The following is a 25,634-nucleotide window of genomic DNA, read 5'->3' on the forward strand; positions in this document are numbered from 1 at the left end:
GCAGGAGGAAAGGAAGCAGGCATGGAGGAAGTCACAATCAAGGATATTGCAAGGCTCTGCGGAGTTGGCGTAAGTACGGTATCCCGTGCTATTAACAACCACCCGGATATTAATCCTGAGACAAGGGACCATATATTAAATATCATAAAGGAGTACAATTACATTCCGAATAACAGTGCCCGAAACCTGAAGCGAACGGAATCCAAAACCATAGCAATCTTAGTGAAAGCTATAGACAATCCTTTTTTCTCAAGTATGATACGAGTCTTTGAAAAAGAGATAAAATATGAACGATTTGATTTTTTCCTCCAGCATATTGACAACAACCAGGATGAGATAGAGGTTGCCATAGGGCTGGCTAAGGAAAAAAAACTTATGGGGATTGTATTCCTGGGAGGGTTCTCAGAACACAGCGACGAGGCACTCAGGCAGCTTAAGGTACCCTTTGTGGTAAGTACCGTGGAGCTGGATAATTCTGTGGAAGACGGTCTGTATTCATTTGTATCTGTGGATGACAAGAAAGAGAGCAGAAGGCTTGCGGATTACCTGATCGGCCTTGGGCACAGGCGAATCGCCCTTTTGTCCGCCCAAAAGGATGATGAAAGCATCGGCAAGCTGCGTATGGAGGGCTATAAAAGCGCCCTCGCCCAACACGGAATCCCCTTAGATGAAGACCTGATTGTCTATACCCCCAAGGACTGCGAAGTGTATTCCAGGAAAAGCGGTTATGTGATGATGCAGCAGCTTATGGAGCGTGAGAAAGACTTTACTGCGGTTATCGCTATTTCTGATATGGTAGCAGTGGGAGCCTGTAAGGCAGCATTTCAAAAGGGGAAAAAAATACCTGAGGATTATTCTGTTGCAGGGTTTGACGGTCTGCCGGAGACTTTCTATTATGAACCGTCTATCACGACTATAAGGCAGCCACTGGAAGAGATCGCGGAAAGTTCTATTAAAAATCTTTTCTATATGATCCGGCATGAGGAAAAAGCCCCCAACAAGAAGTTCGAGGGAGAACTTCTGAAACGGGAGTCTACAAGGAAAATTGGATAAGTGAGACAAGAGACAGAGACGTGAGGGATGTCCCCCGCGTCTCTGCTGCTATCTGGCACTGCGGTATTCTCTGGGAGTCATGTTAAATTTTCTCTTGAAGAGGCGGTTAAAATAAGATAAATTGGAGAATCCGCATTGCTCCGCAACCCACAGGATAGATTCCTCTGTCTCCGAAAGATATTTGGCAGAGATGGACAGACGGTAGTCATTCAGGTATTCGGTAAAGGTCATATCCATATTTTGTTTGAAAAATCGCATAAAATGAGACGGACTGAAATTCAGAAACCCGGCTGCATCTGAGAGGGACACAGAATGCATATAATTTTCCTCCACAAAGGTAAGGACCTTCTTCATCCGCTGAATATTCTGCTCTCCTGCGTAGCTGACTTCCTGCCGGGGCTGGGCGGAAAAAAGAAGAAAAAAGAAGCGGTACAGGATACTCTTTATAAACAGCTCATAATAGGGTTCCTGCCTGGAACATATATCGTCCAGCTCTTTGATACATCCATAAAGGCCAGGGTAATAAGGATATCCGCTGTGAATGTGGGAGGGGACGAAGTACCTTCTTTCAAAAAAAGGCCGCAGATATTCTGTGGTGCAGATATCAGGGTGCTGAGAGTAGAGGAGCCGGGTGTCGAAAAGAATGTTTTCATATTCCATATGCTGATCACAAAGCTGAGATATAGAGTGAAGCTGTCCGGGAAGCACCAGTATGATATCACCTGCCTGTACTTCATGGGAAATCAGATCCACGTCTGTCCTGCCCTGTCCCTTTTTTATAATTATGAGCTCTAGTTCATCGTGCCAGTGAGTAGAAATATTAGTAAAGTCCAGAGGAATGGTACACAGATAGGTATTATAAGGAAAGCGGGGATTCACATGAGGTTTGGTTTCGTGATAATATTCGTAATCGAAGGCTTTCATGTTCGGCTCCTTTTTCTATGACATGATAGTATTGTATCACTTTTTTCTGGAATAATGCAAGAAATCAGGGGATAATAAACGTATAATATATAAAAGTGCTATTGAGAACTGGGTGAACGGCAACATAAAAGTGCTACTATGAAAATGAGGTGAAGAGATGGAGTTTTTAGAGAGATTTCAGGGATTACTGAAAAAGGATATCAGAGAGGCAGCGAAGGAGGAGGTGTATTGTGCCCTTCTTGAGTCGGTAAAGGCTTGTGCTGCAGAAAAGGTGCAGCAGGGAAAAAAAGGAGAGAAAAAGGTATATTATATATCTGCAGAATTTCTGATTGGGAAGCTTCTCAGCAATAACCTGATTAATCTGGGGGTATATGATGAGGTTAAGAGGTATCTTGAGGATGCCGGAATGAGCCTCGGAGAAATTGAGGAGTTTGAACCGGAACCTTCTCTGGGAAATGGAGGACTTGGGAGACTGGCTGCCTGCTTTTTAGATTCTATTGCCACACTGGGGCTGGGTGGGGACGGCATCGGTCTGAATTACCATCTGGGCCTGTTTCGTCAGGTGTTCCGGGAGAACCAGCAGAAGGAGATGCCCAATCCCTGGATAGAAAAAAAGAGCTGGCTGACAGACACCGGAATTGGGTTCCAGGTACCGTTTAAAGATTTTACCTTAAAGTCCAGGCTTTATGACATTGATGTCATTGGGTATGAAAACGGTGTAAACAAACTGCATCTTTTTGATGTAGATACCGTGGATGACAGTATTGTAGGGGAAGGAATCTCTTTTAATAAGAAAGACATCCCCAGGAATCTGACCTTGTTCCTGTACCCGGATGACAGTGACGAAGACGGGGAACTGCTCCGCATCTATCAGCAGTATTTTATGGTAAGCAACGGCGCTCAGTATATTTTGAAGGACTGTGAGGAGAAGGGCTATGATCTTCACAGACTGTACGAGCACGCGGTGATTCAGATTAACGATACCCATCCCTCTATGGTGATTCCGGAATTGATTCGGCTTCTCATGGACAGAGGAATCCCTGGGGAGGAAGCCATTGAGATTGTATCCCGCACCTGCGCCTATACCAATCATACCATTCTTGCGGAAGCGCTGGAGAAGTGGCCGGTTTCCTATCTGGAGGAGGTTGTCCCCCATCTGATGCCTATTATCCGTATGCTGGCCGAGAAGGTGGAGCATACCTACAAGGATCCCCAGGTACAGATCATTGACGGGGAAAACAGGGTGCACATGGCCAGAATGGATATGCATTATGGATTCAGCGTAAATGGAGTGGCTGCCCTCCACACGGAGATACTTAAAAACGTAGAGCTGAAGGCATTCTATAAGATATATCCGGAGAAATTTAACAATAAGACAAACGGAATTACGTTCCGGAGATGGCTGCTTCACTGTAATCCAAGACTGACGGAGTTTCTGGATACCCTAATAGGGACAGGATATAAAAAAGACGCCGCCGTGCTGGAGAAGCTGTTGTCCCTGAAAGACGACCGTGAGGTGCAAAACCGGCTTCTGGAGATTAAAGCTGAGAATAAAAAGGATCTGAAATCCTATCTGGCAAAGACGTTAGGCGTACAGCTGGATGAAAACAGTATCTATGATATACAGATCAAGCGCCTTCACGAGTATAAGCGCCAGCAGATGAATGTGCTGTATGTAATCTACAAATATCTGGAGATTAAAAAAGGAAACCTTCCTCAAACGCCTATTTCCGTGATCTTCGGGGCAAAGGCAGCGCCTGCCTATACCATTGCCAAGGATATTATCCATGTGATTTTATGCCTTCAGGAGATCATTGACCGGGATCCCCAGGTAAGTCCATATCTGAAGGTGGTAATGGTAGAAAACTATAATGTATCTATGGCAGAAAAACTGATCCCGGCCTGTGACATCTCGGAACAGATTTCCCTTGCCTCTAAGGAAGCCTCAGGTACCGGCAACATGAAGTTTATGCTTAACGGGGCAGTGACCGTTGGGACGGAGGACGGCGCAAATGTAGAGATCCACGAACTGGTGGGGGATGAAAATATCTATATTTTCGGGGAATCCAGCCGGCAGGTTATCGGACACTACGAGAAATCCGACTATAGGGCAGCGGAGTACTACATCAATGACCCGCTGATCCGTGAGCTTTTGAACTTTATTATCAGCCCCGAGATGATGCGGACAGGGGATCCATACCATCTTCTCCGCATTCATGCAGAGCTGATTCAAAAGGACTGGTTTATGACGCTTTTGGATCTGAGAGACTATATTGAAACAAAAGAGCGGATATACAGGGATTATGAGGACAGAGAAGCATGGGCAGAGAAAATGCTTGTGAATATTGCAAAGGCAGGATACTTTTCCTCTGACAGAACTATCAGTGAGTACAACAGGGATATCTGGAAGCTTTAATCGGGCTTCGCCCCTCAAACCGGGGGGCGGAGCTTTTTGGGCCGTAAGTCTGGCGCAGCCTCAGGCTGAATGAAACTGCGGGGATTGCGGATTGACGGAAAATTGACATTTCTGTGGTATAGTAGGGAGAGGAAGGAGGGAGCAGGCGTGTATCAGAGACAATACTGTATCCTAATCGTAGACGACGAGGAGATGATAAGGGAACTTCTGTCTGATTTTTTTTCTGAGGAGGGCTACCGGGTACTGACGGCCCAAAATGCGGAGGAGGCAATGCATGCTCTTGGCAGGAAGCCTGACTTGGTATTGCTGGATATCAACATGCCGGGAACCGATGGGTTGACGTTCTGCAGACAGATCCGCAGATTTTACCAGAGCCCGATTCTTTTTCTCACTGCCAGGGGGACGGATCAGGATCAGATACAAGGGCTTCGCATGGGCGGGGATGACTATATTATGAAGCCGTTTCATTTGGACGTGCTTGCCCAGAAGGTAAAGACACATCTCATCCGGGAAGAGCGCAGCCGGGATACCTGTGCATTGGGGGCCGGCTGCCGCATTCAGGAGAACCTTGTGATTGACTATGATAAGCACCTCATTTATGGGGCTGATTATGAGATAGAGTTCTCAAAAACAGAGTTTGAGATCATAGAACTGCTTTCCCTTCACCCGGGCCAGATTTTTGATAAAGAGCGTATTTATGAGAGCGTGCGGGGATTTGACGGAAAGGGCGACAGTCAGGTAATCAAAGAGCATATCCGAAAGATACGCCAGAAGCTGTCGGCAGGGAAAATAGAGGACCCGATTAAAACTGTATGGGGAGTGGGATATACATGGGAAAAGTGAAAGAAGCATTTAAGAACATGCCGATTCGGAAAAGCCTTATGCTCCTTATGGGAACTATGATACTCCTGGTTGTCCTGCTGACGGTCCTGACCCTGTCAGGTCTGCGGGCGCTGCAGGGCCGTCTGGAGAGGGGGAGAGGACTCTTGATTCAGGGGTACACCCTGGAAATAGGGGAGACGCACGGGGAGGTGAAAGTAAATCCCAGTGAGTATGAATTCGAAGACTTACAGGGAGGAAAGAAGCTTTTATATGAGGCGGCAGGCGCAGGAAATATTATATTCCCGGTTATTTACAGCATCGGTGGGGTCGCCGCAGCCGCCTGTCTGTTTTACCGCAGGAAATTGAAAGAACCTATGACTCTTCTGTCCGGCGGCACACAGAAAATCGCAGAGAATAACCTGGATTTTACGGTTTCTTATTCTTCCGGGGATGAGCTGGGACAGCTCTGTCAGGCTTTTGAAGGGATGAGAAGCGCTCTGGAGGAAAACGAAAAGAAGATGTGGAGGATCCTGGAAGAGAGGAAAGAAGTAAATGCCTCAATTGCCCATGATCTGCGCACTCCCATAACGATCATTCAGGGAGCGGCGGAGTATCTGGAAAAAAGCGCAGGGAAAGGGGAGCTGTCTTTCCCTAAGGCAGAGAAATATGCGGTTATGATCCGGACGGCATCCGAGCGTATGGAATCCTATGTGAATTCTATGCGGGATCTGATGTGTCTGGAGGAGGTGCGCCTAAGTCCCGGGAAACTACAGGTTCAGGACTGGGTTAAGGGGATGGAAAAGGATTTGGAGCTTCTGGCTGAACGGGCGGGAAAGAGCCTGAAGCTTATACCTCCGGAAAGGGACTTTTGCCTGTTTGGGGATCCCACTCTGATGAGGCGTGTGATTGAAAATCTTACGGCAAACGGTCTGCGGTTTGCCTCCCGGGAAGTGACGGTTACCGTTACCGGGGCGGAGGAAGGGCAGGCGTGCGCCGTAAAGGTGGAGGACGACGGTCCCGGCTTCAGGGAACAGGAGGCTGCCGACGCCTGCCTTCCTTTCTATTCCAGGGAGAAAGAGGGAGAACAGGGACATGTGGGGATGGGACTGTATGTCAGTAAGGTTCTGTGCCAGGCTCATCAAGGCTCTTTGACACTGGAGAACAGATCCGAGGGCGGAGCGGCTGTGACAGCTGTATTTTGTGCAGTTTCCCATAAACTGCCTGCTATGTAATATTTAGAAAATTGACAGACTTTTGACCAGGGTTCGTTATACTCTCCTTAAGCTGCTGCAGACGGCGGAAAGGAGAGTATTTTTTATGCGTATTGAGATGCAGGAGATAGAAAAATGGTACGGGAAAAAGCAGGTGCTAAAGGGGCTGAATTGGAGGCTGGAGCCCGGAATGTACGGGCTCCTGGGGAAGAACGGGGCAGGAAAGACGACGCTGATGCGGATCCTAGCCTCTATATTGAAACCAGATGCCGGGGAGATTCGGGTGGACGGAAGCCCCATAAGGGATGTTAAGGAATTCCGCAGACGAATCGGTTATCTTCCCCAGGAATTCTCTGTATACCCAGAGATGCGTGTGACAGAGGTTCTGGAATATCTGGCAGTTCTTTCGGAACTCCCCCGGTCTGCTTACAGACCACGGATAAAATCTTTGCTGGAACAGGTAAATCTGGAGGAACAGGCGGCTAAGAAAGTAAGACAGCTTTCCGGAGGGATGAAGAGACGTCTGGGCATCGCCCAGGCTTTGCTGACAGATCCGGGATTTTTGATCGTAGATGAGCCAACGGCAGGTCTGGACCCCGAAGAGCGCATCCGCTTCCGCAGCCTTTTGGCAGAGTCTGCCAGAGACAGAATTGTACTACTGTCCACGCATATTCCCGGGGATGTAGAGGCCGCCTGCGGACAGGCGGCTGTGCTTGACCAGGGCAGGTTCTTATTCCAGGGCAGCTGCCGGGAACTATCCGAAAAGGCAGACGGGAAGGTATGGCAGCTGGAGGTGCCTGTGGAGAAAGAAGAGACGTGGAGACAAAACTGTGAAGTGCTGGAGACACAGATGCTGGGGAAAAGTCTCCGCCTGAAGATACTTGCCGGGAAAGCACCTGACCCGAAAGCAGAATGCTGCCGGGGGAGTGTGGAGAACGGCTACATGGTTTTGATACGCAGCCAGGGAAAGGAGGGCCTGGAATGAGGCTATTGCTCAAGGAATGCAGAAAACTCAGCAAAAGCATCCTTTTTTGGGGATTTGTTCTTATATTAATAATAAACTGGAAGACGCAGTTTCAGGGAGTTACCAGGCAAGAGATAGGCAGCAGCTCCAGGGAGGGAAGCTTTCTGCATCAGCCCCGGGAAGGCGAGTCCTATTATGGGGAGAAACCGGCGGATTTGGAGACGGATAAGAAAGCCCAGGAGAAGGTAATGGCCGGGGCCGTACAAACCATGGTACGGGAGTATGAGAGCAACCTCTATGCCTGCTATCCCCTGGGGTATTATAAAGAAAAATCCTTAGGCAGCGGGGAACAGGAGAAGGTTGCGGGATACATCAGAGAAATTACAGGCTGCACGCCGGAGGAAGTAGAGAACATGCCCCCGGGCTATTTTCCTGCGAACCCAGTCTATGCGGAAATACCTGCTTCCGGAGGGGATGGGGACAGTCCCTATACTATCAGGGAAGATGGCGGAAGATTTATAATAGAAACAGAGCAAAACCAAGGGAATGGTGCCGCTGAGACCTTTGTGTCCCGGGTTAGCTTTGCCCGCTTTCTGGAGATCGCCGGAGATATGGAACATATGATAGGAAAGGATTCCAACTATAGCCTGAATCTTTTAAAAGCATATTACGGGCGTGCGGAGGTTTCATATGAAGAGGCTGCAAAGCGGTATGGGAACCTGACAGAGAAGGATGGGATTACCGGTGCATTCGGCCGCCTTTACTGTGACTATATGGGGATTATGCTGGGGATACTTCCTGCGTTTGTGGTGTCAGGACTGTTCCTCAAGGATAAAAAAAATCAGATGGGGGAGCTGATAGCTGTGAGAAGGGCGGGCAGCTGGAAACTTATAGGGGCCCGTTACGGAGCGTGTATCATTATGATGCTGATCCCGGTACTTGTTCTGACCCTGGAGAGTCTTCTTCCCCTGGCGGATTATGGGAGAAAAATGCAGATTGCTGTGGACTATCTGGGCTTCTGCAAGTATATTGGCGCATGGCTCCTTCCCACCCTCCTGGCAGTCTCAGCGGTGAGTATGTTTCTGACCGTGCTTACCGGTACGCCTGCAGCAGTCTTTGCGCAGAGCGCTGTATTTTTTCTGGCCCTGCAGAATACAGCCAGCTTAAGCGGTGAGTATTCCCTCTTCACTTTGAATATACGTCATAATATGCTGGGAGGATATGAACTGATTGAGGAAAATCTCAAAATCATTTGGTATAACCGTCTTTTTCTGGTGGGAATAGCCGCATTATTCGTTGGATTGACTGCAGCAGTTTATAGCAGAAAAAGAAGAAATGGAGAGAGAAACTATGTATTGGAGAATAAATTTCAGACTTTGCATCGCAAATAAATTACTTTTGACAGCTGGTCTGTTTGTATTGATCCCGTTTCTGCACGGGGTCACGTATCTGGATGCTCAATACAGTGCTGACTGTCTGGAAAAATATGTGGCCCTGACGGGTCTGCTTCTGTTTCCTGCACTGGCGGCACCGGAGCAGGAAAGGGAGATTTTTGAAATGGTAGCGGCCCGGCCCAAAGCACACTGGAAGACTTTGGGGCAGCGGATTTGCATGGCAGGCGCAGCCGTTTACCTCTGTATTCTGGCCTTTGGGGCATTACTCAGGGCCGGTCACTGTGAGTTTCCATACTGGGCCTATACTGCCGGGACTTTTTGCACCGCGGCGGCCCTGGGAAGCTTCGGTCTGCTGGGCGCTGTCATATCCCGAAATTACATAGCTGGATATCTGGTCTCCCTGGGATATTACCTGGCCAATCTGTTCGGGGGCCCTGATAAGATGGGCCCTTTTTTTCTCAATAGTATGACAGCCCAGGTTGTGGGTCAAAAGCCTGTGCTGCTCTGTATCTCAGGGGTGTGCCTGATTTTAAGCATAATTAGAATCAGATATCAAAAGTAAATCAATTTTTGCTGTTGTCTGCGCACTGTTCTGCAAGATACTTTCGCGGTAAAAGTTGCCGCCGCTGCTTGACGCAGGAGAAAATATGTGATATAGTAGACAAGCGACATGGAAGTAGGTCTTTTTTTTATGCCTAAAATTGCGGGTATGGTAACCGCAGCAGGCGGAAAAAAAGTCCGTTGTAACTTGGTAGAACGTGAACTACCAGCGATATTGAACACATGGAGGTGGAAGTCGTGCGCGTAAAGATCACATTGGCATGTACGGAATGTAAACAACGTAATTACAACATGACAAAAGAAAAGAAAAATCATCCGGAGAGAATGGAGACCAAAAAGTACTGCAAATTCTGTAAGACCCACACAATGCACAAAGAGACCAAATAATCCGGTCCGCGAGAGGTGAAACCATGGCAGAAGAAGTAAAGAAAGAGAAAGCTCAGAAAAAGAGCTGGTTTGCGGGACTCCAAACCGAATTCAAGAAAATTATCTGGCCTGACAAAAAGACATTGGGAAAGCAGACGGTTGCCGTTGTGGTGATTACTGTGCTCCTGGGTGCTATCATTGCAGTTCTTGACAGCGCGGTCTTAGAGGGAATCAATTTCTTAATCAGGTAAGGACAAGGGTGATTATATGTCAGAAGCAAATTGGTACGTTGTCCATACCTATTCAGGGTATGAGAACAAAGTAAAAGCCAACATTGAAAAGACAATTGAAAACAGACATCTGGAAGATCAGATCCTGGAAGTCCGTGTTCCCATGCAGGACGTTGTAGAACTTAAAAACGGCGTAAAAAAACAGGTCCAGAAAAAGATGTTTCCCGGATATGTGCTGCTGAACATGGTTATGAACGATGACACCTGGTACGTTGTAAGAAACACCAGAGGTGTGACCGGATTTGTAGGACCGGGTTCCAAGCCAGTGCCGCTTACAGAAGAAGAGATGAAGCCTCTTGGTATTCATGAAGCAGATCTCCAGGTAGACTTTGCAGAAGGGGACAGCGTGGTTGTCACCGGAGGCGTATGGAAGGATACTACCGGAGTGATTCAGAGTATCAATGAAGGAAAGCAGATTGTTACCATCAATGTTGAGCTCTTCGGCCGCGAGACGCCGGTAGAAATTAGTTTCGCAGAAGTCAAAAAAATGTAACAAAAGGAAGGGCTGTCCTGACGGATAGCTCGTGGGAGGGAAATCCCCGACATTACCACATTAGGAGGTGCCAAAATGGCAAAGAAAGTTCAAGGCTATATTAAATTACAGATTCCTGCTGGAAAGGCAACACCAGCACCACCGGTTGGTCCTGCACTGGGTCAGCATGGTGTAAACATTGTACAGTTTACAAAAGAATTCAATGCTAGGACTGCTGACAAGGGCGATGTAGTAATCCCTGTAGTCATCACTGTTTATGCAGACAGAAGCTTCAGCTTTATCACAAAGACTCCGCCGGCTGCAGTTTTATTGAAGAAAGCCTGCAATATTAAATCTGGTTCCGGTGTTCCTAACAAGACAAAGGTTGCTACAATTTCTAAAGCTAAGCTTCAGGAAATTGCAGAGACAAAGATGCCGGACTTAAATGCAGGATCTCTGGAAGCAGCGATGAGCATGGTTGCAGGTACTGCCCGCAGCATGGGAATCACTGTAGAAGATTAAGATACCCATCTCCGGCCTCATTGATTCATGCTTCGTGCATGAGAGGAATAACTGAGAGATGATACCGTATAATTACGACACGTGGGAGGGAAATTCCCGCAATTACCACTAGGAGGTTATTTAAGATGAAACATGGTAAGAAATATGTAGAAGCTGCCAAAGCAGTGGAACGCTTCAAATTATATGATCCAGCTGAAGCTGTTGCAGTAGTAAAGAAAACAGCGGTAGCTAAGTTTGACGAGACAATCGAAGCTCATATCAGAACAGGCTGTGACGGACGTCACGCAGATCAGCAGATCCGTGGTGCTGTAGTTCTTCCTCACGGAACCGGCAAAAAGGTTCGCGTATTAGTATTTGCTAAAGATGCAAAGGCAGAGGAAGCAAAGGCGGCAGGGGCTGAATTCGTTGGAGGGGATGAGTTGATTCCCAAGATTCAGAACGAAGGATGGCTGGACTTTGACGTTGTAGTAGCTACTCCTGACATGATGGGTGTTGTAGGACGTCTGGGACGTGTCCTGGGTCCGAAAGGCCTGATGCCAAACCCCAAAGCAGGAACAGTTACAATGGACGTTACCAAAGCTGTTAATGATATCAAAGCTGGTAAGATTGAGTATCGTCTTGATAAAACAAACATCATTCACGTGCCAATCGGAAAAGCTTCTTTCACAGAGGAGCAGTTAGCGGACAACTTCCAGACGCTTATGGATGCTATTAACAAGGCGAAACCTAGCGCATTAAAAGGAACCTTCTTAAAGAGTGTTACCATCGCTCCGACTATGGGACCTGGCGTTAAGATCAACCCTGTTAAGTTAGTATAATAGATTTGCAACAAAAATGTATTGACAGCCTGTCCGGCTTTTGATACAATACCAAAGGATTATATGAAATCTCATATATCACTGCCGAAGACAGCAGGTGCCGTATGGCATAAGGATGAAACCGCCTGCCGAGGAATGATTTTTTCTTTTAGATAAGAATCAATGTGCCCTCTTTGTCCTCGGATAAAGAGGGCTTTTTCATTGCTATAATGGAAAATCCGACGGCGGTACACTAAAATTTATAAGGAGGTGCACCAATTCATGGCAAAAGTAGAACTGAAAAAACCAGTCGTAGAAGAGATCGCTGCCACTATTGCCGATGCCCAGGGTATCGTATTAGTAAACTACAGCGGACTGACAGTTGAACAGGACACAAAACTGCGTAGGGAATTAAGAGAAGCTGGTGTTGTATACAAAGTATACAAAAACACAATGATGAACTTTGCATTCCAGGGAACATCTTGTGAAGCATTATGCAAACATCTGGAAGGAACCAACGCTCTTGCAGTGAGCAAGGACGATGCAACAGCTCCCGCCAGAATCCTCGCAAAGTTCGCTAAGACAGCTCCCAAGCTGGAATTAGTAGCAGGCGTCGTAGAAGACGCATATTACGACAAAGCCGGTGTGGAAGCACTTGCAGCTATCCCGTCAAGAGAAGAACTTCTCGGAAAACTGCTTGGAAGCATCCAGTCACCTATCGCAAACTTTGCTCGTGTTATCAGCCAGATTGCAGAATCTAAAGAAGCAGCAAACTAAACTATAAAATTAAATTATTGGAGGTAAATAAAATGGCAAAATTAACAACAGCTGAATTTATTGAAGCTATCAAAGAGTTATCCGTATTAGAATTAAATGATTTAGTAAAAGCATGTGAAGAAGAATTTGGTGTATCTGCAGCAGCAGGTGTTGTTGTAGCAGCAGCAGGTGCAGGCGCAGCTGAAGCAGCAGAAGAAAAAGATGAGTTCGACGTAGAATTAACAGAAGTTGGACCAAACAAAGTTAAGGTTATCAAAGTTGTTCGTGAAGCTACTGGCTTAGGCTTAAAAGAAGCAAAAGAATTAGTAGACGGAGCTCCTAAGGTAATCAAAGAAGCTGCATCTAAGGCAGAAGCAGAAGATCTGAAAGCTAAGCTGGAAGGCGAAGGCGCTAAGATTACTCTGAAATAATTTTTAAATATAGTTACTCCCCCAGATGTCCATTTGCGGATGTGTGGGGGAGTTTTTTTGTGCCTGCTTACAGGTCTTCCAGACGATAAGAAATCATAAGGTGAAGACAGGTATCGTAATCATCCAGGTTAAAATTAATAATCTTTTTAATTCGCCCCATACGTTCGATAAACGTGGTTCTGTGGATATATAGAGAGGCGGCCGCATGGGTAGTGTTGAAATGGTGGTACAGATACGCCTTTAAGGTTTCGTTGTATGATGTATGATTATCTCTGTCATATTCCCGTAGTTTCAATAGACCGTCGGCGTATAAGGTGCCGGGGGATGCTAGATTTTTGCATTCGATTAAAAGATACAGGAAAGCATATTCTTCAAACGTATGATGCCAGATAGTGGGTTGAAACCGATGCCCAAGACGCAGTGCTGCAACTGCCTGGCGGTAATATTCGGATATGCTGAAAAGACCGGAAAATCTGCGGCTTTTTCCGGTCTTTAATATGCTCTCCCGAAAAATATAGATCAGACGGCTTTCAACAAATTCTATATCCTGACCTGCCCTCGTCTGGTTTATGAGTAATACAATATTATCCTTGTATTCAAAAGCGGTACAAAATGAAAACTCTGTCATCAAGTTTTTACATATAAAGGCAGAGGTTTTGCTCCTTCTGTCATCTTCACTTAATTGAACATAATAGAGAACAAAAGTATCCTCCATTTCCCATCCGTGATTTTTTAAGGTCTGTTCCAAAATATAAGAGGATACTTGGTGTCCGTCCAGTATTTGCATTAAGGTATGTCTTAGAGATAAGGGCTGAGATACATTGCTGAAGATAAATTGCTCATAATATAAATGTACATAAGGGCGAAGCGCATTCATGAGATAATAGTGTCCTTCTAAAAAAGGAGTGTTGACTTCAAAAATCAACACTCTCGCCACCTGACTTTCCCGGTGCCAGATGTTGAGGCAAAGATTGTGCGAGGTTGTAATATCATTTACATATAAAAAGGCTTCTTTGTATTCTGATACAGCATTAAATATAGGGTCGAACTTCACGGAATTGACAACATCCAATGGCATATTTCCGTCTTTATCTGCCATTAATTCGGCTGTCTCGGGGGTGTTTCCCAATTCAGGACTTTTGGCCAGGTAATGAAAGTTCATATCTACTATTGCCACAGGATTCCTAAATATATTTTCGAACACGGTAATTACTGTCTGGAAGCCTAATTGCTCCAGAAGCCCCTGATTTAAACTGCTTTCATAGTTGTCATAAATATTATACACTTCCTGCAGTTCATTAAAAACAGAAGAGATATGTTGGACAGTTTCTATCCATATAATGTTTAGAGACAGCTTCGTATATTCGGCGGGAGGTTTACCAATTGCCACAATACAGATGTTTGATGGACTCTGGTTTTCTGACAGAGGAGGAAGATCACTGCTTCTGGCAACATATATCTCATTTTCCACAAGACTAGCTCCGGGCGTATACAGGCGCGGTCTGCTGTATGCAAAGTTTGTGTCGACACAGGTGACAAAACAGAGCGTATAGTTGCGGGAAAGTGCCTCATAAATAACCATTATGTTTAGCTTCATATACATCTCCTATCAAAAGTTATAAACTATACACTACTAATTGTAGGGAAAAAGAGCAAAACTGTCAATAGTGTGCGGGGTGTACAAATAGCATTTGTGGTGATAATATTGAATTCATAAGAAAGAGAAGTGCTATAAGCCATATTGGCAACACTACATGTTGTACCGCCTGCAGGGGTATTCTGTGTCTATAAGCGTAGAAAAGGGAGGAACTATGTCAATGAATATTAAGGAAAATTACATGGCGCTGTTGAACGGAGAAAAACCAGAACGCTTGGTAAATCAATATGAACCATTTGCATTCGTATTGAATGAACCTCTCCTTGCACAGACGATGGAAGGGCGTATTGAAGGGCAGGATGCCAAAGATGCATGGGGGGTAACTATGCGGTGGAAAAAGGGGGACCACGCCGGTATGCCCTATGTGACTGACAATAATAAAGTATGCCCAGATGTATGTGACTGGAGAAATACAGTGAAAGCCCCTTCTCTGGATTTTCCGGAGGAGACGTGGCAGGATGCTATTAGAGTTGCTGCTGCCGTTGACCGGAACGAATATCTGGTGACAGGGCTAATGGCTACGGGGCTGTTTGAACGCTGCCATTTTTTAATGGGGTTCGAAGACACATTAATGAATTTTCTCATGGAACCAGAGGCAATGCATGAACTTTTGGATTACCTGCTGGATTGGAGGATGGAGTATGCAAAACAGCTGATAGATCATCTTCAGCCCGATGCGATCCTATCCCACGATGACTGGGGTGCCAAGGACCGTCTTTTTATGAGCGCAGAGACCTGGAGAGAGTTTTTTAAACCTAGGTATGAAAAATTATATTCCTATATCAGAAACCGAGGCGTTCAGGTGATTCATCATGCCGACAGCTACTGTGCAAATATTATAGAGGATATGGTGGATATTCATATTCAGGTATGGCAGGGAGTGCTGCCGGATAATGATATTCCCAAACTGCAGAGGCAGCTCAATGGCCGTATGGTACTGATGGGGGGGATTAACGGAGGAGTATTTGACTTCCCGGAGTGGAAGGAAGAGGAGGTTCGCAGAGAAGTGCGTCGAGCCTGCAATGCAAGCAAGGAGCTGGGGGGATTTATTCCGTGCATTACTTATGGCTTGCCGGAGACCATATATCCGGGCGTGTTTGAAATTATTGAAGATGAGATCAATATAATTAATACGGAAGTATAAAATAGATGGGACCGGGGTGATGATTAGGCATCATTCCGGTCTTACTTTTGCTCTTTTTGGTCACAGAAATGCTTTACGTGTGACTTGCGTGTGACAATTTCCGGCTATAATACAATCAGATAGTGAATCATTCTAAACATGTTTTTAGATTTTAATATAAAGGAGCTGGAATATGAAGAAGAAAATAGCGCTCATAATTACGGCAGCAATCATGATGGTTGCGACTATTATAGGGGGGACGATGGCGGCATCAAAGCCTGAAGCATCTGTGGAACATAAAGTTGGGACGTCTAATGTAGATATCACAGTTTCTCCTAAAGATGGAATAAATATTTCTGGTGCTGTTCCTGGAAAACCTGAAGATGCTGTGTCTACGGTAAAAAATACAGGCGGCCAATCGGCATATCTGCGTGTGGCAATTAATAAATACTGGTGCAATGCTGATGGGGAGAGAAACTTTGATGCAGATGCAAAACAGATAGAGGTTCATGTAAATCAAGAGATGTAGGACGGATTTTGCGGACATTCAAAATAAAAAAGAATGTGGAGGTAACAGACAATGGCAAAATCATTATTTGAGGAACTGGGCGGCAAATACGAAAGGCAAGGGGATTATTTGATACCGTGCTTAACTGTACCCGCCGAAGAAGAACAGGCAATAGGCATCTGGGGGCAACGGCATTTAGATTATCTAAAACAGTACCGTAAAGTTACATACACCAATCTTCTTACAAGCGGCAGGCTAAACGCCTACCTTGCCGACATCAACAGACAGGCACAGGAACGCTTTGAAAGGCTCATAGAGGGTATGAAACAGGCACAGGGCATAACGGAACAGCTAAAGGCAGAAAACGCCTTAGAATGGACAGGATGCCTCAATAACATAAGGGCTTGTGCGAGGGAGATTGTGGAAAAGGAAATTATTTTTGCATAAACAGATGATTAGTGGCAGGGGGAAATCCTGCCGCTTTTTCTGCTTTAGTTTGTCAGCTTGACAAATAAAGGGTTAAGGAATATAATTAGATTCAGTATTATACAAGGAGTTAATAAATATGCGGCAAGGTATTCTTAAATAAACTGTCAATTTGATAGTGGGAACAAAAAGTAGCAGTCTCGTTTCACTTTTAATATGGGGCTTAGTTTTTTGTACCCAGTTTAAGAATACTTTTATCATGTAATTTTATATGCCCGAAAACATATAAGTGTTTTGGGGCTATTGGAGTTATTTACCCAGTGATAGGAGTATTTATCACTGGGTATTTTTATGCCCTTTTTTGGGTGTTGATAGGAGGAAAATCACATGAAAATAATTAACTTAGGCATTCTGGCTCACGTTGACGCAGGAAAGACAACATTAACGGAAAGTTTATTGTATACCAGTGGTGCAATTGCAGAACTAGGGAGCGTAGATGAAGGCACAACAAGGACAGATACAATGAATTTGGAGCGTCAAAGGGGAATCACTATCCAGACAGCAGTGACATCTTTTCAGTGGGAGGATGTAAAAGTCAACATTATAGATACGCCAGGCCATATGGATTTTTTGGCGGAAGTATACCGTTCTTTATCCGTATTAGACGGAGCAGTATTATTAGTTTCTGCAAAGGATGGCATACAGGCACAGACCCGTATACTGTTTCATGCACTACAGACAATGAAGATTCCGACAATTTTTTTCATCAATAAAATTGACCAAGAGGGGATTGATTTGCCAATGGTATATCGAGAAATGAAAGCAAAGCTTTCTTCGGAAATTATAGTGAAGCAAAAGGTTGGGCAGCATCCCCATATAAATGTAACGGACAATGACGATATGGAACAGTGGGATGCGGTAATTATGGGAAACGATGAACTATTAGAGAAATATATGTCAGGGAAACCGTTTAAAATGTCAGAACTGGAACAGGAAGAAAACAGGAGATTCCAAAACGGAACGTTATTTCCCGTTTATCACGGAAGCGCTAAAAACAATCTGGGGATTCGGCAGCTTATAGAAGTGATTGCCAGTAAATTTTATTCATCAACGCCTGAAGGTCAATCTGAACTATGCGGGCAGGTTTTTAAGATTGAATATTCAGAGAAAAGGCGGCGTTTTGTTTATGTGCGTATATATAGCGGAACATTGCATTTGAGGGATGTTATTAGAATATCTGAAAAAGAGAAAATAAAAATCACAGAGATGTGTGTTCCGACAAACGGTGAATTATATTCATCCGATACAGCCTGCTCTGGTGATATTGTAATTTTACCAAATGATGTTTTGCAGCTAAACAGTATTTTGGGGAACGGAATACTGTTGCCGCAGAGAAAATTTATTGAAAATCCTCTCCCTATGCTCCAAACAACGATTGCAGTAAAGAAATCTGAACAGCGGGAAATATTGCTTGGGGCACTTACAGAAATTTCAGATGGCGACCCTCTTTTAAAATATTATGTGGATACTACAACGCATGAGATTATACTTTCTTTTTTGGGGAAAGTGCAGATGGAAGTCATTTGTGCCATCCTTGAGGAAAAATATCATGTGGAGGCAGAAATAAAAGAGCCTACTGTTATATATATGGAAAGACCGCTTAGAAAAGCAGAATATACCATCCACATAGAAGTCCCGCCAAATCCTTTCTGGGCTTCTGTCGGGTTGTCCATAGAGCCGCTCCCTATTGGAAGCGGAGTGCAGTATGAAAGCAGAGTTTCACTTGGATATTTAAATCAATCGTTCCAAAATGCGGTTATGGAGGGGGTTCTTTATGGCTGCGAGCAGGGGCTGTATGGATGGAAAGTGACAGACTGTAAAATCTGTTTTGAATATGGATTGTATTATAGTCCTGTAAGTACCCCCGCAGACTTTCGGCTGCTTTCCCCTATCGTATTGGAGCAGGCTTTAAAAAAAGCAGGGACAGAACTATTAGAGCCATATCTCCACTTTGAAATTTATGCACCGCAGGAATATCTCTCACGGGCGTATCATGATGCTCCAAGGTATTGTGCAGATATTGTAAGTACTCAGATAAAGAATGACGAGGTCATTCTGAAAGGAGAAATCCCTGCTAGATGTATTCAAGAATACAGGAACGATTTAACTTATTTCACAAATGGGCAGGGAGTCTGCTTGACAGAGTTAAAAGGATACCAGCCAGCTATTGGTAAATCTATTTGCCAACCCCGCCGCCCGAATAGCCGTATAGATAAGGTTCGGCATATGTTCCACAAGTTAGCTTAACAGCTTGCAAAAGTCATATAAAATGAGATTTGAAAGGATTAGAGACTAATTATGATGAAATGCGAATGGATATTGTGTCCTGTTTGTGGGAACAAAACCCGTAATAAAATTAGGAAGGACACTGTTTTGGAGAATTATCCCCTTTATTGTCCAAAATGCAGACAAGAAAGATTGATTAAAGTTGACAACTTGAAGATAACTGTCATCAAAGAGCCAGACGCTTAAGACGCAGAGCCGATGAAATTGTGGAACAATTCACGAATCATCGGCTCTTTTTGTTTCGTATTTGAAAGAACAAACTCACCAAATAAAAAAAACGATATTCGGGTGGGTTATTTTGTTATACCCTAAATTACCCTCTGAATTTGTTTTTAAATTTGGAGGGATTTTTTTATGTCCTTTTTTCGGGCAGTTATCTATCTGCTCATACGAAGCAAAATTTATCAATACATAGCATATCAGAGAACGGCAGGAAACCAGTTAAAAAAATTTCTGCCTATGCAACGGCACTTCCTGCCTTGAATGTAGAAGTACAATCTCCATACAACAGAATTAATATTTCCCATAACCGTAAAGGTCATAGAGCCTTTGCGGTTTTTCTTTTGTCGATTTTTGTTGGAAAGTGCCATAGGGCTATTAGTGGTGTTAGGTGTCGTTCGCCACCTCTCCATCTGGATTTTGAACATTTCAAAAATTCAGATGGGAGGTACTTACAGTGAAATACGCACCGAGAAAGGTATATATCAAGGAAAGCGGCAGATATGTGGAACTGTCCTATACGGATTTCTGCCGCCGCAGGGAATCCGACCAGACCTATATGGACAAGCTGTTTATCCCCATTCAAGGCTGTCTGCTTGAAGTCGTGAGGGAGCAATACACGGACTTCTACCGAGATAAGGAACGGTGGCGTTATCTGAAAAAATTAGATACGAAGAACAGCCTGCTTTCTCTGGATGGATTTACGGACAGCGAGGGGAAGCCTTTAGACTTTATCGCTGATGAAGCGGCAGACATTGCGGAAACCGTTGTCAATGCGGTTATGGTGGACAGGCTGAAAGCCGCCCTGCCTTTGCTGTCGGATAGTGAACAGGAATTGATACAGGCAATCTTTTTTGACGGACTTTCTGAGCGTGAAGTCGGGGCGAGGTTCGGCATAACCCAGAGCGTTGTGAACAAACGCAAAGCCAGAATCCTAAGAAAACTAAGAAAGATAATAGAAAATTAAAATTTAAGGCGTTCAGCCCCCTTGTTTTTTCCTTTGGGAAAATGAGGGGGTTTTTCTCTGCCCTCTCAATCAATTCTGATTGGAGGAAAAGAAGCATGGCATATAACCACGGACGGGAGGACAGGAAATGGCGTATCTGGAAAGAAGCGGAGGAAAAGCTGCTGCGTGAGTGCGGCGTTGATGAAGCGACCATTGAGCAGATACGCATTGCGGACAGGGCAGACTTCAATTCCAACAGGCGGTTTTACCGATGGACGAATGACATTGCGGAATACCTTGAGGACATGGCAGACAGGGAGCGGCAGACGGAAGTGGGTACGGTTGCGGAGTTACTGGACGAGATTGAGAGCGAAAATCTCTATCAAGTATTAGTCGCGGTGGACGGGCGTACCTTGAAAATCGTCCTGCTGAAAATGCAGGGGTATTCCACAAAGGAGATTGCCCCGCTCGTGCATTTGACGACTGGTGCCATCTATGCGAGGTTAGACCATCTGCGGAAGAAGCTACGAAAATTTTATAGCGTCTAAAACAGCCTGCCGTCCTGCGGGCTACTGGGTGAGGGATGGAAATCCCCTCACTTATTTTTTGCAGGAGGCAAGCGGGATGGCATACAGAGTTAAGGCGTACACGCTTCGGGAGGAATCCACGGAAAGCGGCACAAGGTATTTTATCAGCTTTAAGGACGGGCAGGGCAAATCCCACGAGTTGGAAGTGTCGGAACAGTTCTTTATGGAGTTTCGGCAGATGGAACGCAGGAACAGGAATCTCCTCCAATGGGACGAGCGGCACAGGGAGTTTTCGGAAGTATGGGACGAAACGCTGAACAGGCGGGCGTTGAAGCTGCCTAAGAGCATAGAGGAACAAATGATTGAGGCAGAACGGGCAGAACTGCTCTGTAAGGCGGTTGACGGACTGCCAGAGATACAAAGGCGGCGTTTCCTGCTCTACTACGAGTATGAGTTCAATTTTTACCAAATCGCCGCTATGGAGCATTGCACCGCTTCGGCAATACAGAAATCTGTTGCGATTGCAAAGGAGAAAGTAAAGGCGGAAATGAGGAAGTATCTCCAACCGTGACCGACACCGCCCGAAAAAGAAATCTGTTTTTTATTTGTGTGGGATTGGCGGCATTACATACTCTCACTTTTTCTTCGTGGGAGTAAATCTATTTTTAAGGAGGTCAACGCCTATGTGCAACGAAAACAAAAACACCGCCCGAAAGGAGGAAAGCCATGCAGAAGTTACAGACAGTCAACGCCGAAACGCTCCTTTATGAACCGCTTGAGAAGCCGTCCTTTGTGGTGGACAGCCTTATCCCCACAGGCTTGTCGCTGTTCTGCGGCTCACAGAAGATAGGAAAGAGCTGGCTCATGCTGAAGCTATGTTTATGCGTGTCGCAGGGACTTCCCTTGTGGGATATGCCGACAATGGAGGGCGACGTGCTTTACCTCTGCCTTGAGGACACGTTCTGCCGTATACAGGACAGGCTGTTCCGATTGACGAACGAAGCGAGCAGGCGGCTTCACTTTGCCGTGGCAAGCTGCAAGCTGTCAGACGGTCTTATCGTGCAGCTTGAAGATTATCTGAAAGATTACCCAAACAGCAGGCTTATTGTCATTGACACTTTGCAGAAAGTCCGTACAGCTTCAAAAGACAATGCCTACGCAAGCGACTATGGGGACATCTCACTAATCAAAGACTTTGCCGACAGGCATTCATTGGCGGTCATTGTCGTACACCACATCCGAAAGCAGAATGACAGCGATGTGTTCAACAAGGTGTCTGGGACGACAGGCTTAACGGGGAGTGCGGACGCTACCTTTGTTCTGGAAAAGGAGAAACGGGCATCCGACACCGCCAAGCTGTATGTGACGGGCAGGGACACGCCCTATCAGGAATACACGCTGCGTTTCCGTGATTGCAGTTGGGAACTTGTGGAGAGAAAAACGCAGGAGCAGCTTGCGAAAGAAACGATACCAGACGTCCTTTTTCGGTTGGTGGATTTTATGAGGGATAAGGAAGAATGGGCAGGCACGGCAACGGAGCTGTTAGCCGCTATGAGGGAAACGGAAACCATACCCACGGTGATTACGAAATGGCTCAATGAATACCGCACCACATTTTTAAATGAGAACCATATCGTTTATCAGTACAGCCGCAAAAAACACGGCAGGCAGATTTCGCTTGCAAAGCGGGCGGGTGACAGCGGTGACGGTGGTGACAGCGATATTGGGATACCCCCTGTTACTGTCATTGACGCTTAAAGCCGTGTAAAGCTGGCGACTCTGCCCTGCGGGTGACAGCGGTGACGGCGGTGACAGTGATTTTAGGATACCCTGCCGCTGTCATCCCTGCGGGAGAACACCCCGTAAACGCAAAGTGCAGGCGTAGGATTTACCCGCCCTTTTCGGCGTGTAAAACCACCCCTGCGGTCAGAAAAATCCTTCCGATTTTTCCGACTGCGTTTACAGGGTGTAACACACTACACTTTGCCCTGCAAAGTCGTGTGCCAGACGTTCCCTCTGGACTCCCTTATGGCAGGTCTTACGCCCTGCTTATCCTACGCTCCACGCTTCGGATAAAAGAATGGCAGCATGACGGTGACGGCTCTTGCGAGGGGGTATTCCAAAAACACCGTCATCATCGACATGACCGTCATGCAGGGAATAAGGGTGACAGTTGAGGCAGTCGGTAGGGGGTATCCCAAAACTGCTGTCACCGCCGTCACCGCTGTCACCCAAAGGGCAGTTTACCCGCCGAAGAAAGGAAGATGATGAATTATGCCCTATGCAATCCTGCGTTTCCAGAAACGCAAAGCGGGCGGCGTTGCGGCTTGCGAACGCCACAACGAGCGTAAAAAAGAAGCCTATAAAAGCAATCCAGATATAGATATGGAACGCTCGAAAGATAACTACCATCTTGTGAATCCGCCGAGGTACACCTACAAGAAAGAGATTAACCGCATGGTAGCCGAAGCAGGGTGCAGGACGAGGAAAGATAGCGTGATGATGGTGGAAACGCTTATCACGGCTTCGCCAGAATTTATGAACAGCCTGCCGCCCAAAGAACAGAAAGCGTATTTTACGATGGCTCTGGATTTCATTTCAGAGCGTGTCGGGGAGAAAAATATCCTCTCCGCAGTCGTCCACATGGACGAGAGAACGCCGCATATGCACCTCTGTTTTGTGCCGATTACACCAGACAATAAGCTGTCTGCCAAAACAATTTTAGGCAATCAAAAGAGCCTGTCCGAATGGCAGACCGCCTACCATGAGCGGATGTCCTCACGGTGGAATCAGCTTGAAAGAGGTCAGTCCTCAATGGAAACGAAGCGGAAACATGTCCCCACATGGCTCTATAAGTTGGGCGGCAGGCTTGATAAACAGTATGAGGAAATTGTGTCTGCACTGTCCGACATCAACGCCTTTAATGCAGGGAAGAAGCGTGACAAGGCTCTGGAACTGATTGCGGCATGGCTCCCAGACGTGGAGAAATTCTCAAAGGAAATCAGTAAGCAGAGTGCCTATATCAATAGCCTAAAGGAGCAAATCGGGCAGGAATCAGACTATGCGGGGCGTATGCGTGATGAAAAGTATGAGCAGGAACTAAAGGTGCAGAAAGCGAACCAGAAGATATTTGAGTTGCAGAGAACCAACGAGCAGATGGGGCGGCTGCTCTCAAAGATACCGCCCGAAGTGTTGGAAGAATTGCAGAAAAACCATAAAAGCAGAGCGAAAGAAAGGTAGATATGTGAATGAAGAAACAGGATTTTAAGGTGTTAAAGACCAAAGACTTGTACCCGTTTCCCGACAATCCGTTTCATGTGGCAGAGGATGAAACGCTGTCAGAATTAGCGGAAAGCATCAAGGAATTTGGCATTGTCACGCCGATAATCACACGCCCGAAAGAGGACGGGAACGGCTATGAAGTGATTGCAGGGCAGCGGCGTGTCCGTGCGTCTGAACTTGCAGGGATAAATACCGTGCCTGCGTTTGTCCTGCCCTTAGACCGTGACCGAGCCATCATCACCCTTGTAGACAGTAATTTACAGCGTGAGAATATCCTGCCATCAGAGCGGGCGTTTGCCTACAAGATGAAATCCGAAGCCATGAAGCGGCAGGGTTTCCGCACAGACTTAACCTCGTCACAAGTTGTGACGAAGTTGCGGACGGACGACAAGGTGGCACAGGGCTTCGGCGTAGGCAGGATGACCGTACAAAGATTTATCCGTTTGACGGAACTGATACCGCCGATTTTGCGGATGGTGGACGAGGGGAAAATCGCCCTCACGCCTGCGGTGGAACTGTCCTTTTTGAAGAAAGACGAGCAGGAAAACCTCTTTGCCACGATGGAGAGCGAAGAAGCAACGCCCTCACTCTCACAGGCACAGCGGATGAAAAGCCTAAGCCAGAGCGGGCGGCTTGACATGGATACGATATTTGCAATTATGACGGAGGAAAAGGGAAACCAGAAAGAAACCTTGAAAATCAACACAAGCAAGCTGAAAAAGTATTTTCCGAAGAACACAACGCCGAAGCAGATGGAGGAAACCATCATTAAACTTTTGGAGCGTGAATTGCAGAGGAAACGGGGCAGGGACAGCCGCTAATCTTCTCTTTTCGGGAGGTAAATGCAGAAAATTGAGGTATGAAGAATGAAAGAAATCCAGTATGAGATTGTAAAGGAAATCGCCGTATTGTCTAAGGGCGACAGCGGCTACACAAAAGAAATCAATCTTATCTCATGGAACGGAAGAGAGCCGAAATATGACATCCGCAGCTTTTCCCCGAACCGTGAGAAGTGCGGAAAGGGTATCACGTTGAACGCTGATGAAGCAGCAGCACTCCTTGAAGCATTACAGAAAGAAGTAAACAGCGGGGATTGATGGTATCTGATTGACAGGGCGGGGCGTTTCCAGACGTTCTCCTGCCCTGTCTGGAAAGGAAGATTTAAGTATGGGCGAGGATAAGAAAGCAGATAAAAAGAGAAAGCGTATCGTGCCGAAAGCACCAGTTCAGATGATAATCAGCCGTGAATATGTCGGCACGCAGACAGTCACAGAAGCGTTTATCCCGATTATTTCCGAGGATATTCGGAAGAAGATTGCCGAGGGCGACACCTTCGACAATGAGGGGCTGTCCGCTTAGAATGTACGCAATGGAACATGAAAACAGATAGGACAGATATGGAGGTTTTACAGTATGGCAGGAATAAGAATGGAGAACAAGATTTATGAAGTCGGCATGTACTGCCGCTTGTCAAAAGACGATGGCACGGATAACGAGAGTGCGAGCATTGCGACACAGAAATCCATCCTCACGGATTATGTGAAAAAGCAGGGATGGCACTTAGCAAAAACGTATGTGGACGACGGTTACTCTGGTACAAATTTTGTTGAGGTAAGATAAC

At 45.9% G+C, this 25,634-nt stretch carries 30 protein-coding genes, 1 pseudogene and 1 other annotated feature; of the genes and pseudogenes, 29 read left to right on the forward strand and 2 right to left on the reverse strand.

Features of this window, described 5'->3' with window-relative positions; all coding sequences use genetic code 11:
* The first annotated feature begins 21 nt into the window (after positions 1–21).
* Positions 22–1,053 carry a LacI family DNA-binding transcriptional regulator gene (locus ACGHCT_RS01655; RefSeq protein WP_154257141.1) on the forward strand — a complete coding sequence of 344 codons (1,032 nt, stop codon included), beginning with the start codon at positions 22–24 and terminating at the stop codon, positions 1,051–1,053.
* 48 nt (positions 1,054–1,101) lie between these two features.
* Here the strand turns inward: ACGHCT_RS01655 and ACGHCT_RS01660 are convergent, their stop codons facing one another.
* On the reverse strand, positions 1,102–1,977 hold the full coding sequence (locus ACGHCT_RS01660; protein ID WP_154257139.1) for an AraC family transcriptional regulator: 876 nt from the start codon (positions 1,975–1,977) through the stop codon (positions 1,102–1,104).
* Positions 1,978–2,134: 157 nt separating this feature from the next.
* Here ACGHCT_RS01660 and ACGHCT_RS01665 point away from each other — a divergent pair, with 157 nt between their 5' ends.
* The 13 genes from ACGHCT_RS01665 to rplL all read left to right on the forward strand — a co-directional run bounded on the left by ACGHCT_RS01665 (position 2,135) and on the right by rplL (position 12,979).
* Complete coding sequence (locus ACGHCT_RS01665; protein WP_256280915.1) at positions 2,135–4,393, forward strand: glycogen/starch/alpha-glucan phosphorylase; 2,259 nt, start codon at positions 2,135–2,137, stop codon at positions 4,391–4,393.
* A 147-nt stretch (positions 4,394–4,540) separates the two neighbouring features.
* Entirely contained in the window at positions 4,541–5,236 is a 696-nt protein-coding gene (locus tag ACGHCT_RS01670) for a response regulator transcription factor (protein ID WP_226902377.1), read from the forward strand.
* Positions 5,224–6,447, forward strand: coding sequence for a HAMP domain-containing sensor histidine kinase (locus ACGHCT_RS01675; protein WP_256280914.1), 1,224 nt, complete (start codon positions 5,224–5,226; stop codon positions 6,445–6,447). Before ACGHCT_RS01670 ends, ACGHCT_RS01675 begins: the two co-directional genes overlap by 13 nt.
* A gap of 85 nt (positions 6,448–6,532) precedes the next feature.
* Positions 6,533–7,411 (forward strand): ABC transporter ATP-binding protein, encoded by an 879-nt coding sequence (locus ACGHCT_RS01680; RefSeq protein WP_256280913.1) that lies wholly within the window; start codon positions 6,533–6,535, stop codon positions 7,409–7,411.
* Positions 7,408–8,781 (forward strand): ABC transporter permease, encoded by a 1,374-nt coding sequence (locus tag ACGHCT_RS01685; protein ID WP_256280912.1) that lies wholly within the window; start codon positions 7,408–7,410, stop codon positions 8,779–8,781. The genes ACGHCT_RS01680 and ACGHCT_RS01685 overlap by 4 nt, the downstream gene beginning before the upstream one ends.
* On the forward strand, positions 8,741–9,346 hold the full coding sequence (locus ACGHCT_RS01690; RefSeq protein WP_256280911.1) for a hypothetical protein: 606 nt from the start codon (positions 8,741–8,743) through the stop codon (positions 9,344–9,346). Before ACGHCT_RS01685 ends, ACGHCT_RS01690 begins: the two co-directional genes overlap by 41 nt.
* A gap of 221 nt (positions 9,347–9,567) precedes the next feature.
* Positions 9,568–9,732, forward strand: a complete 165-nt coding sequence (gene rpmG / locus ACGHCT_RS01695; RefSeq protein ID WP_072850217.1) for a 50S ribosomal protein L33 — start codon at positions 9,568–9,570, stop codon at positions 9,730–9,732.
* Between the two features lie 23 nt (positions 9,733–9,755).
* Complete coding sequence (gene secE, locus ACGHCT_RS01700) at positions 9,756–9,962, forward strand: preprotein translocase subunit SecE (protein ID WP_072850218.1); 207 nt, start codon at positions 9,756–9,758, stop codon at positions 9,960–9,962.
* Positions 9,963–9,978: 16 nt separating this feature from the next.
* Positions 9,979–10,494: a transcription termination/antitermination protein NusG gene (nusG, locus tag ACGHCT_RS01705; protein WP_072850219.1), complete on the forward strand. Its 516-nt coding sequence runs from the start codon at positions 9,979–9,981 to the stop codon at positions 10,492–10,494.
* 75 nt (positions 10,495–10,569) lie between these two features.
* Positions 10,570–10,995 (forward strand): 50S ribosomal protein L11, encoded by a 426-nt coding sequence (gene rplK / locus ACGHCT_RS01710; RefSeq protein ID WP_072850220.1) that lies wholly within the window; start codon positions 10,570–10,572, stop codon positions 10,993–10,995.
* A 125-nt stretch (positions 10,996–11,120) separates the two neighbouring features.
* Positions 11,121–11,813 carry a 50S ribosomal protein L1 gene (gene rplA / locus ACGHCT_RS01715; protein ID WP_154257125.1) on the forward strand — a complete coding sequence of 231 codons (693 nt, stop codon included), beginning with the start codon at positions 11,121–11,123 and terminating at the stop codon, positions 11,811–11,813.
* A gap of 66 nt (positions 11,814–11,879) precedes the next feature.
* Positions 11,880–12,022 (forward strand) — a sequence feature (ribosomal protein L10 leader region).
* Positions 12,023–12,074: 52 nt separating this feature from the next.
* Positions 12,075–12,569 carry a 50S ribosomal protein L10 gene (gene rplJ / locus ACGHCT_RS01720; RefSeq protein ID WP_072850224.1) on the forward strand — a complete coding sequence of 165 codons (495 nt, stop codon included), beginning with the start codon at positions 12,075–12,077 and terminating at the stop codon, positions 12,567–12,569.
* Positions 12,570–12,601: 32 nt separating this feature from the next.
* Positions 12,602–12,979: a 50S ribosomal protein L7/L12 gene (rplL, locus tag ACGHCT_RS01725; protein WP_072850226.1), complete on the forward strand. Its 378-nt coding sequence runs from the start codon at positions 12,602–12,604 to the stop codon at positions 12,977–12,979.
* A gap of 67 nt (positions 12,980–13,046) precedes the next feature.
* Here the strand turns inward: rplL and ACGHCT_RS01730 are convergent, their stop codons facing one another.
* A complete protein-coding gene (locus ACGHCT_RS01730) occupies positions 13,047–14,576 on the reverse strand; it encodes a CdaR family transcriptional regulator (RefSeq protein ID WP_256280909.1) in 1,530 nt (509 codons plus the stop codon).
* Between the two features lie 220 nt (positions 14,577–14,796).
* Here ACGHCT_RS01730 and ACGHCT_RS01735 point away from each other — a divergent pair, with 220 nt between their 5' ends.
* The 15 genes and pseudogenes from ACGHCT_RS01735 to ACGHCT_RS01805 form a co-directional block, all read left to right on the forward strand.
* Entirely contained in the window at positions 14,797–15,780 is a 984-nt protein-coding gene (locus ACGHCT_RS01735) for a uroporphyrinogen decarboxylase family protein (RefSeq protein WP_390437859.1), read from the forward strand.
* A gap of 172 nt (positions 15,781–15,952) precedes the next feature.
* The gene (locus ACGHCT_RS01740; protein ID WP_390437862.1) at positions 15,953–16,288 is read left to right on the forward strand and encodes a TasA family protein; all 336 of its coding nucleotides are present in this window, start codon (positions 15,953–15,955) and stop codon (positions 16,286–16,288) included.
* A gap of 51 nt (positions 16,289–16,339) precedes the next feature.
* Complete coding sequence (locus ACGHCT_RS01745) at positions 16,340–16,714, forward strand: TnpV protein (protein WP_001129922.1); 375 nt, start codon at positions 16,340–16,342, stop codon at positions 16,712–16,714.
* Between the two features lie 366 nt (positions 16,715–17,080).
* A complete protein-coding gene (gene tet(O), locus ACGHCT_RS01750) occupies positions 17,081–19,000 on the forward strand; it encodes a tetracycline resistance ribosomal protection protein Tet(O) (protein WP_390437864.1) in 1,920 nt (639 codons plus the stop codon).
* Positions 19,001–19,051: 51 nt separating this feature from the next.
* Positions 19,052–19,225: a cysteine-rich KTR domain-containing protein gene (locus ACGHCT_RS01755; protein WP_008724758.1), complete on the forward strand. Its 174-nt coding sequence runs from the start codon at positions 19,052–19,054 to the stop codon at positions 19,223–19,225.
* A 490-nt stretch (positions 19,226–19,715) separates the two neighbouring features.
* On the forward strand, positions 19,716–20,225 hold the full coding sequence (locus ACGHCT_RS01760) for a sigma-70 family RNA polymerase sigma factor (protein WP_002596252.1): 510 nt from the start codon (positions 19,716–19,718) through the stop codon (positions 20,223–20,225).
* A 95-nt stretch (positions 20,226–20,320) separates the two neighbouring features.
* Positions 20,321–20,752, forward strand: a complete 432-nt coding sequence (locus tag ACGHCT_RS01765; RefSeq protein ID WP_002596253.1) for a sigma-70 family RNA polymerase sigma factor — start codon at positions 20,321–20,323, stop codon at positions 20,750–20,752.
* Between the two features lie 76 nt (positions 20,753–20,828).
* Positions 20,829–21,302 carry an RNA polymerase sigma factor gene (locus ACGHCT_RS01770; RefSeq protein WP_002596254.1) on the forward strand — a complete coding sequence of 158 codons (474 nt, stop codon included), beginning with the start codon at positions 20,829–20,831 and terminating at the stop codon, positions 21,300–21,302.
* A 155-nt stretch (positions 21,303–21,457) separates the two neighbouring features.
* Positions 21,458–22,489 carry an AAA family ATPase gene (locus ACGHCT_RS01775; RefSeq protein WP_002596255.1) on the forward strand — a complete coding sequence of 344 codons (1,032 nt, stop codon included), beginning with the start codon at positions 21,458–21,460 and terminating at the stop codon, positions 22,487–22,489.
* Positions 22,490–22,819: 330 nt separating this feature from the next.
* Positions 22,820–22,999 carry a hypothetical protein gene (locus tag ACGHCT_RS01780; RefSeq protein WP_004613323.1) on the forward strand — a complete coding sequence of 60 codons (180 nt, stop codon included), beginning with the start codon at positions 22,820–22,822 and terminating at the stop codon, positions 22,997–22,999.
* 6 nt (positions 23,000–23,005) lie between these two features.
* Positions 23,006–23,971, forward strand: a complete 966-nt coding sequence (mobV, locus tag ACGHCT_RS01785; RefSeq protein ID WP_002596256.1) for a MobV family relaxase — start codon at positions 23,006–23,008, stop codon at positions 23,969–23,971.
* Between the two features lie 8 nt (positions 23,972–23,979).
* The gene (locus ACGHCT_RS01790) at positions 23,980–24,834 is read left to right on the forward strand and encodes a ParB/RepB/Spo0J family partition protein (protein ID WP_002596257.1); all 855 of its coding nucleotides are present in this window, start codon (positions 23,980–23,982) and stop codon (positions 24,832–24,834) included.
* 45 nt (positions 24,835–24,879) lie between these two features.
* Complete coding sequence (locus tag ACGHCT_RS01795) at positions 24,880–25,110, forward strand: YdbC family protein (RefSeq protein WP_002596258.1); 231 nt, start codon at positions 24,880–24,882, stop codon at positions 25,108–25,110.
* Positions 25,111–25,180: 70 nt separating this feature from the next.
* Positions 25,181–25,372, forward strand: a complete 192-nt coding sequence (locus ACGHCT_RS01800; RefSeq protein WP_002596259.1) for a hypothetical protein — start codon at positions 25,181–25,183, stop codon at positions 25,370–25,372.
* A 54-nt stretch (positions 25,373–25,426) separates the two neighbouring features.
* Positions 25,427–25,618 (forward strand): annotated as a pseudogene (locus tag ACGHCT_RS01805) (recombinase family protein); the annotation flags it as partial.
* Between the last annotated feature and the right edge of the window lie 16 nt (positions 25,619–25,634).

The organism is Lactonifactor longoviformis (genome assembly GCF_042848515.1).
Lineage (GTDB): Bacteria > Bacillota > Clostridia > Lachnospirales > Lachnospiraceae > Lactonifactor > Lactonifactor longoviformis.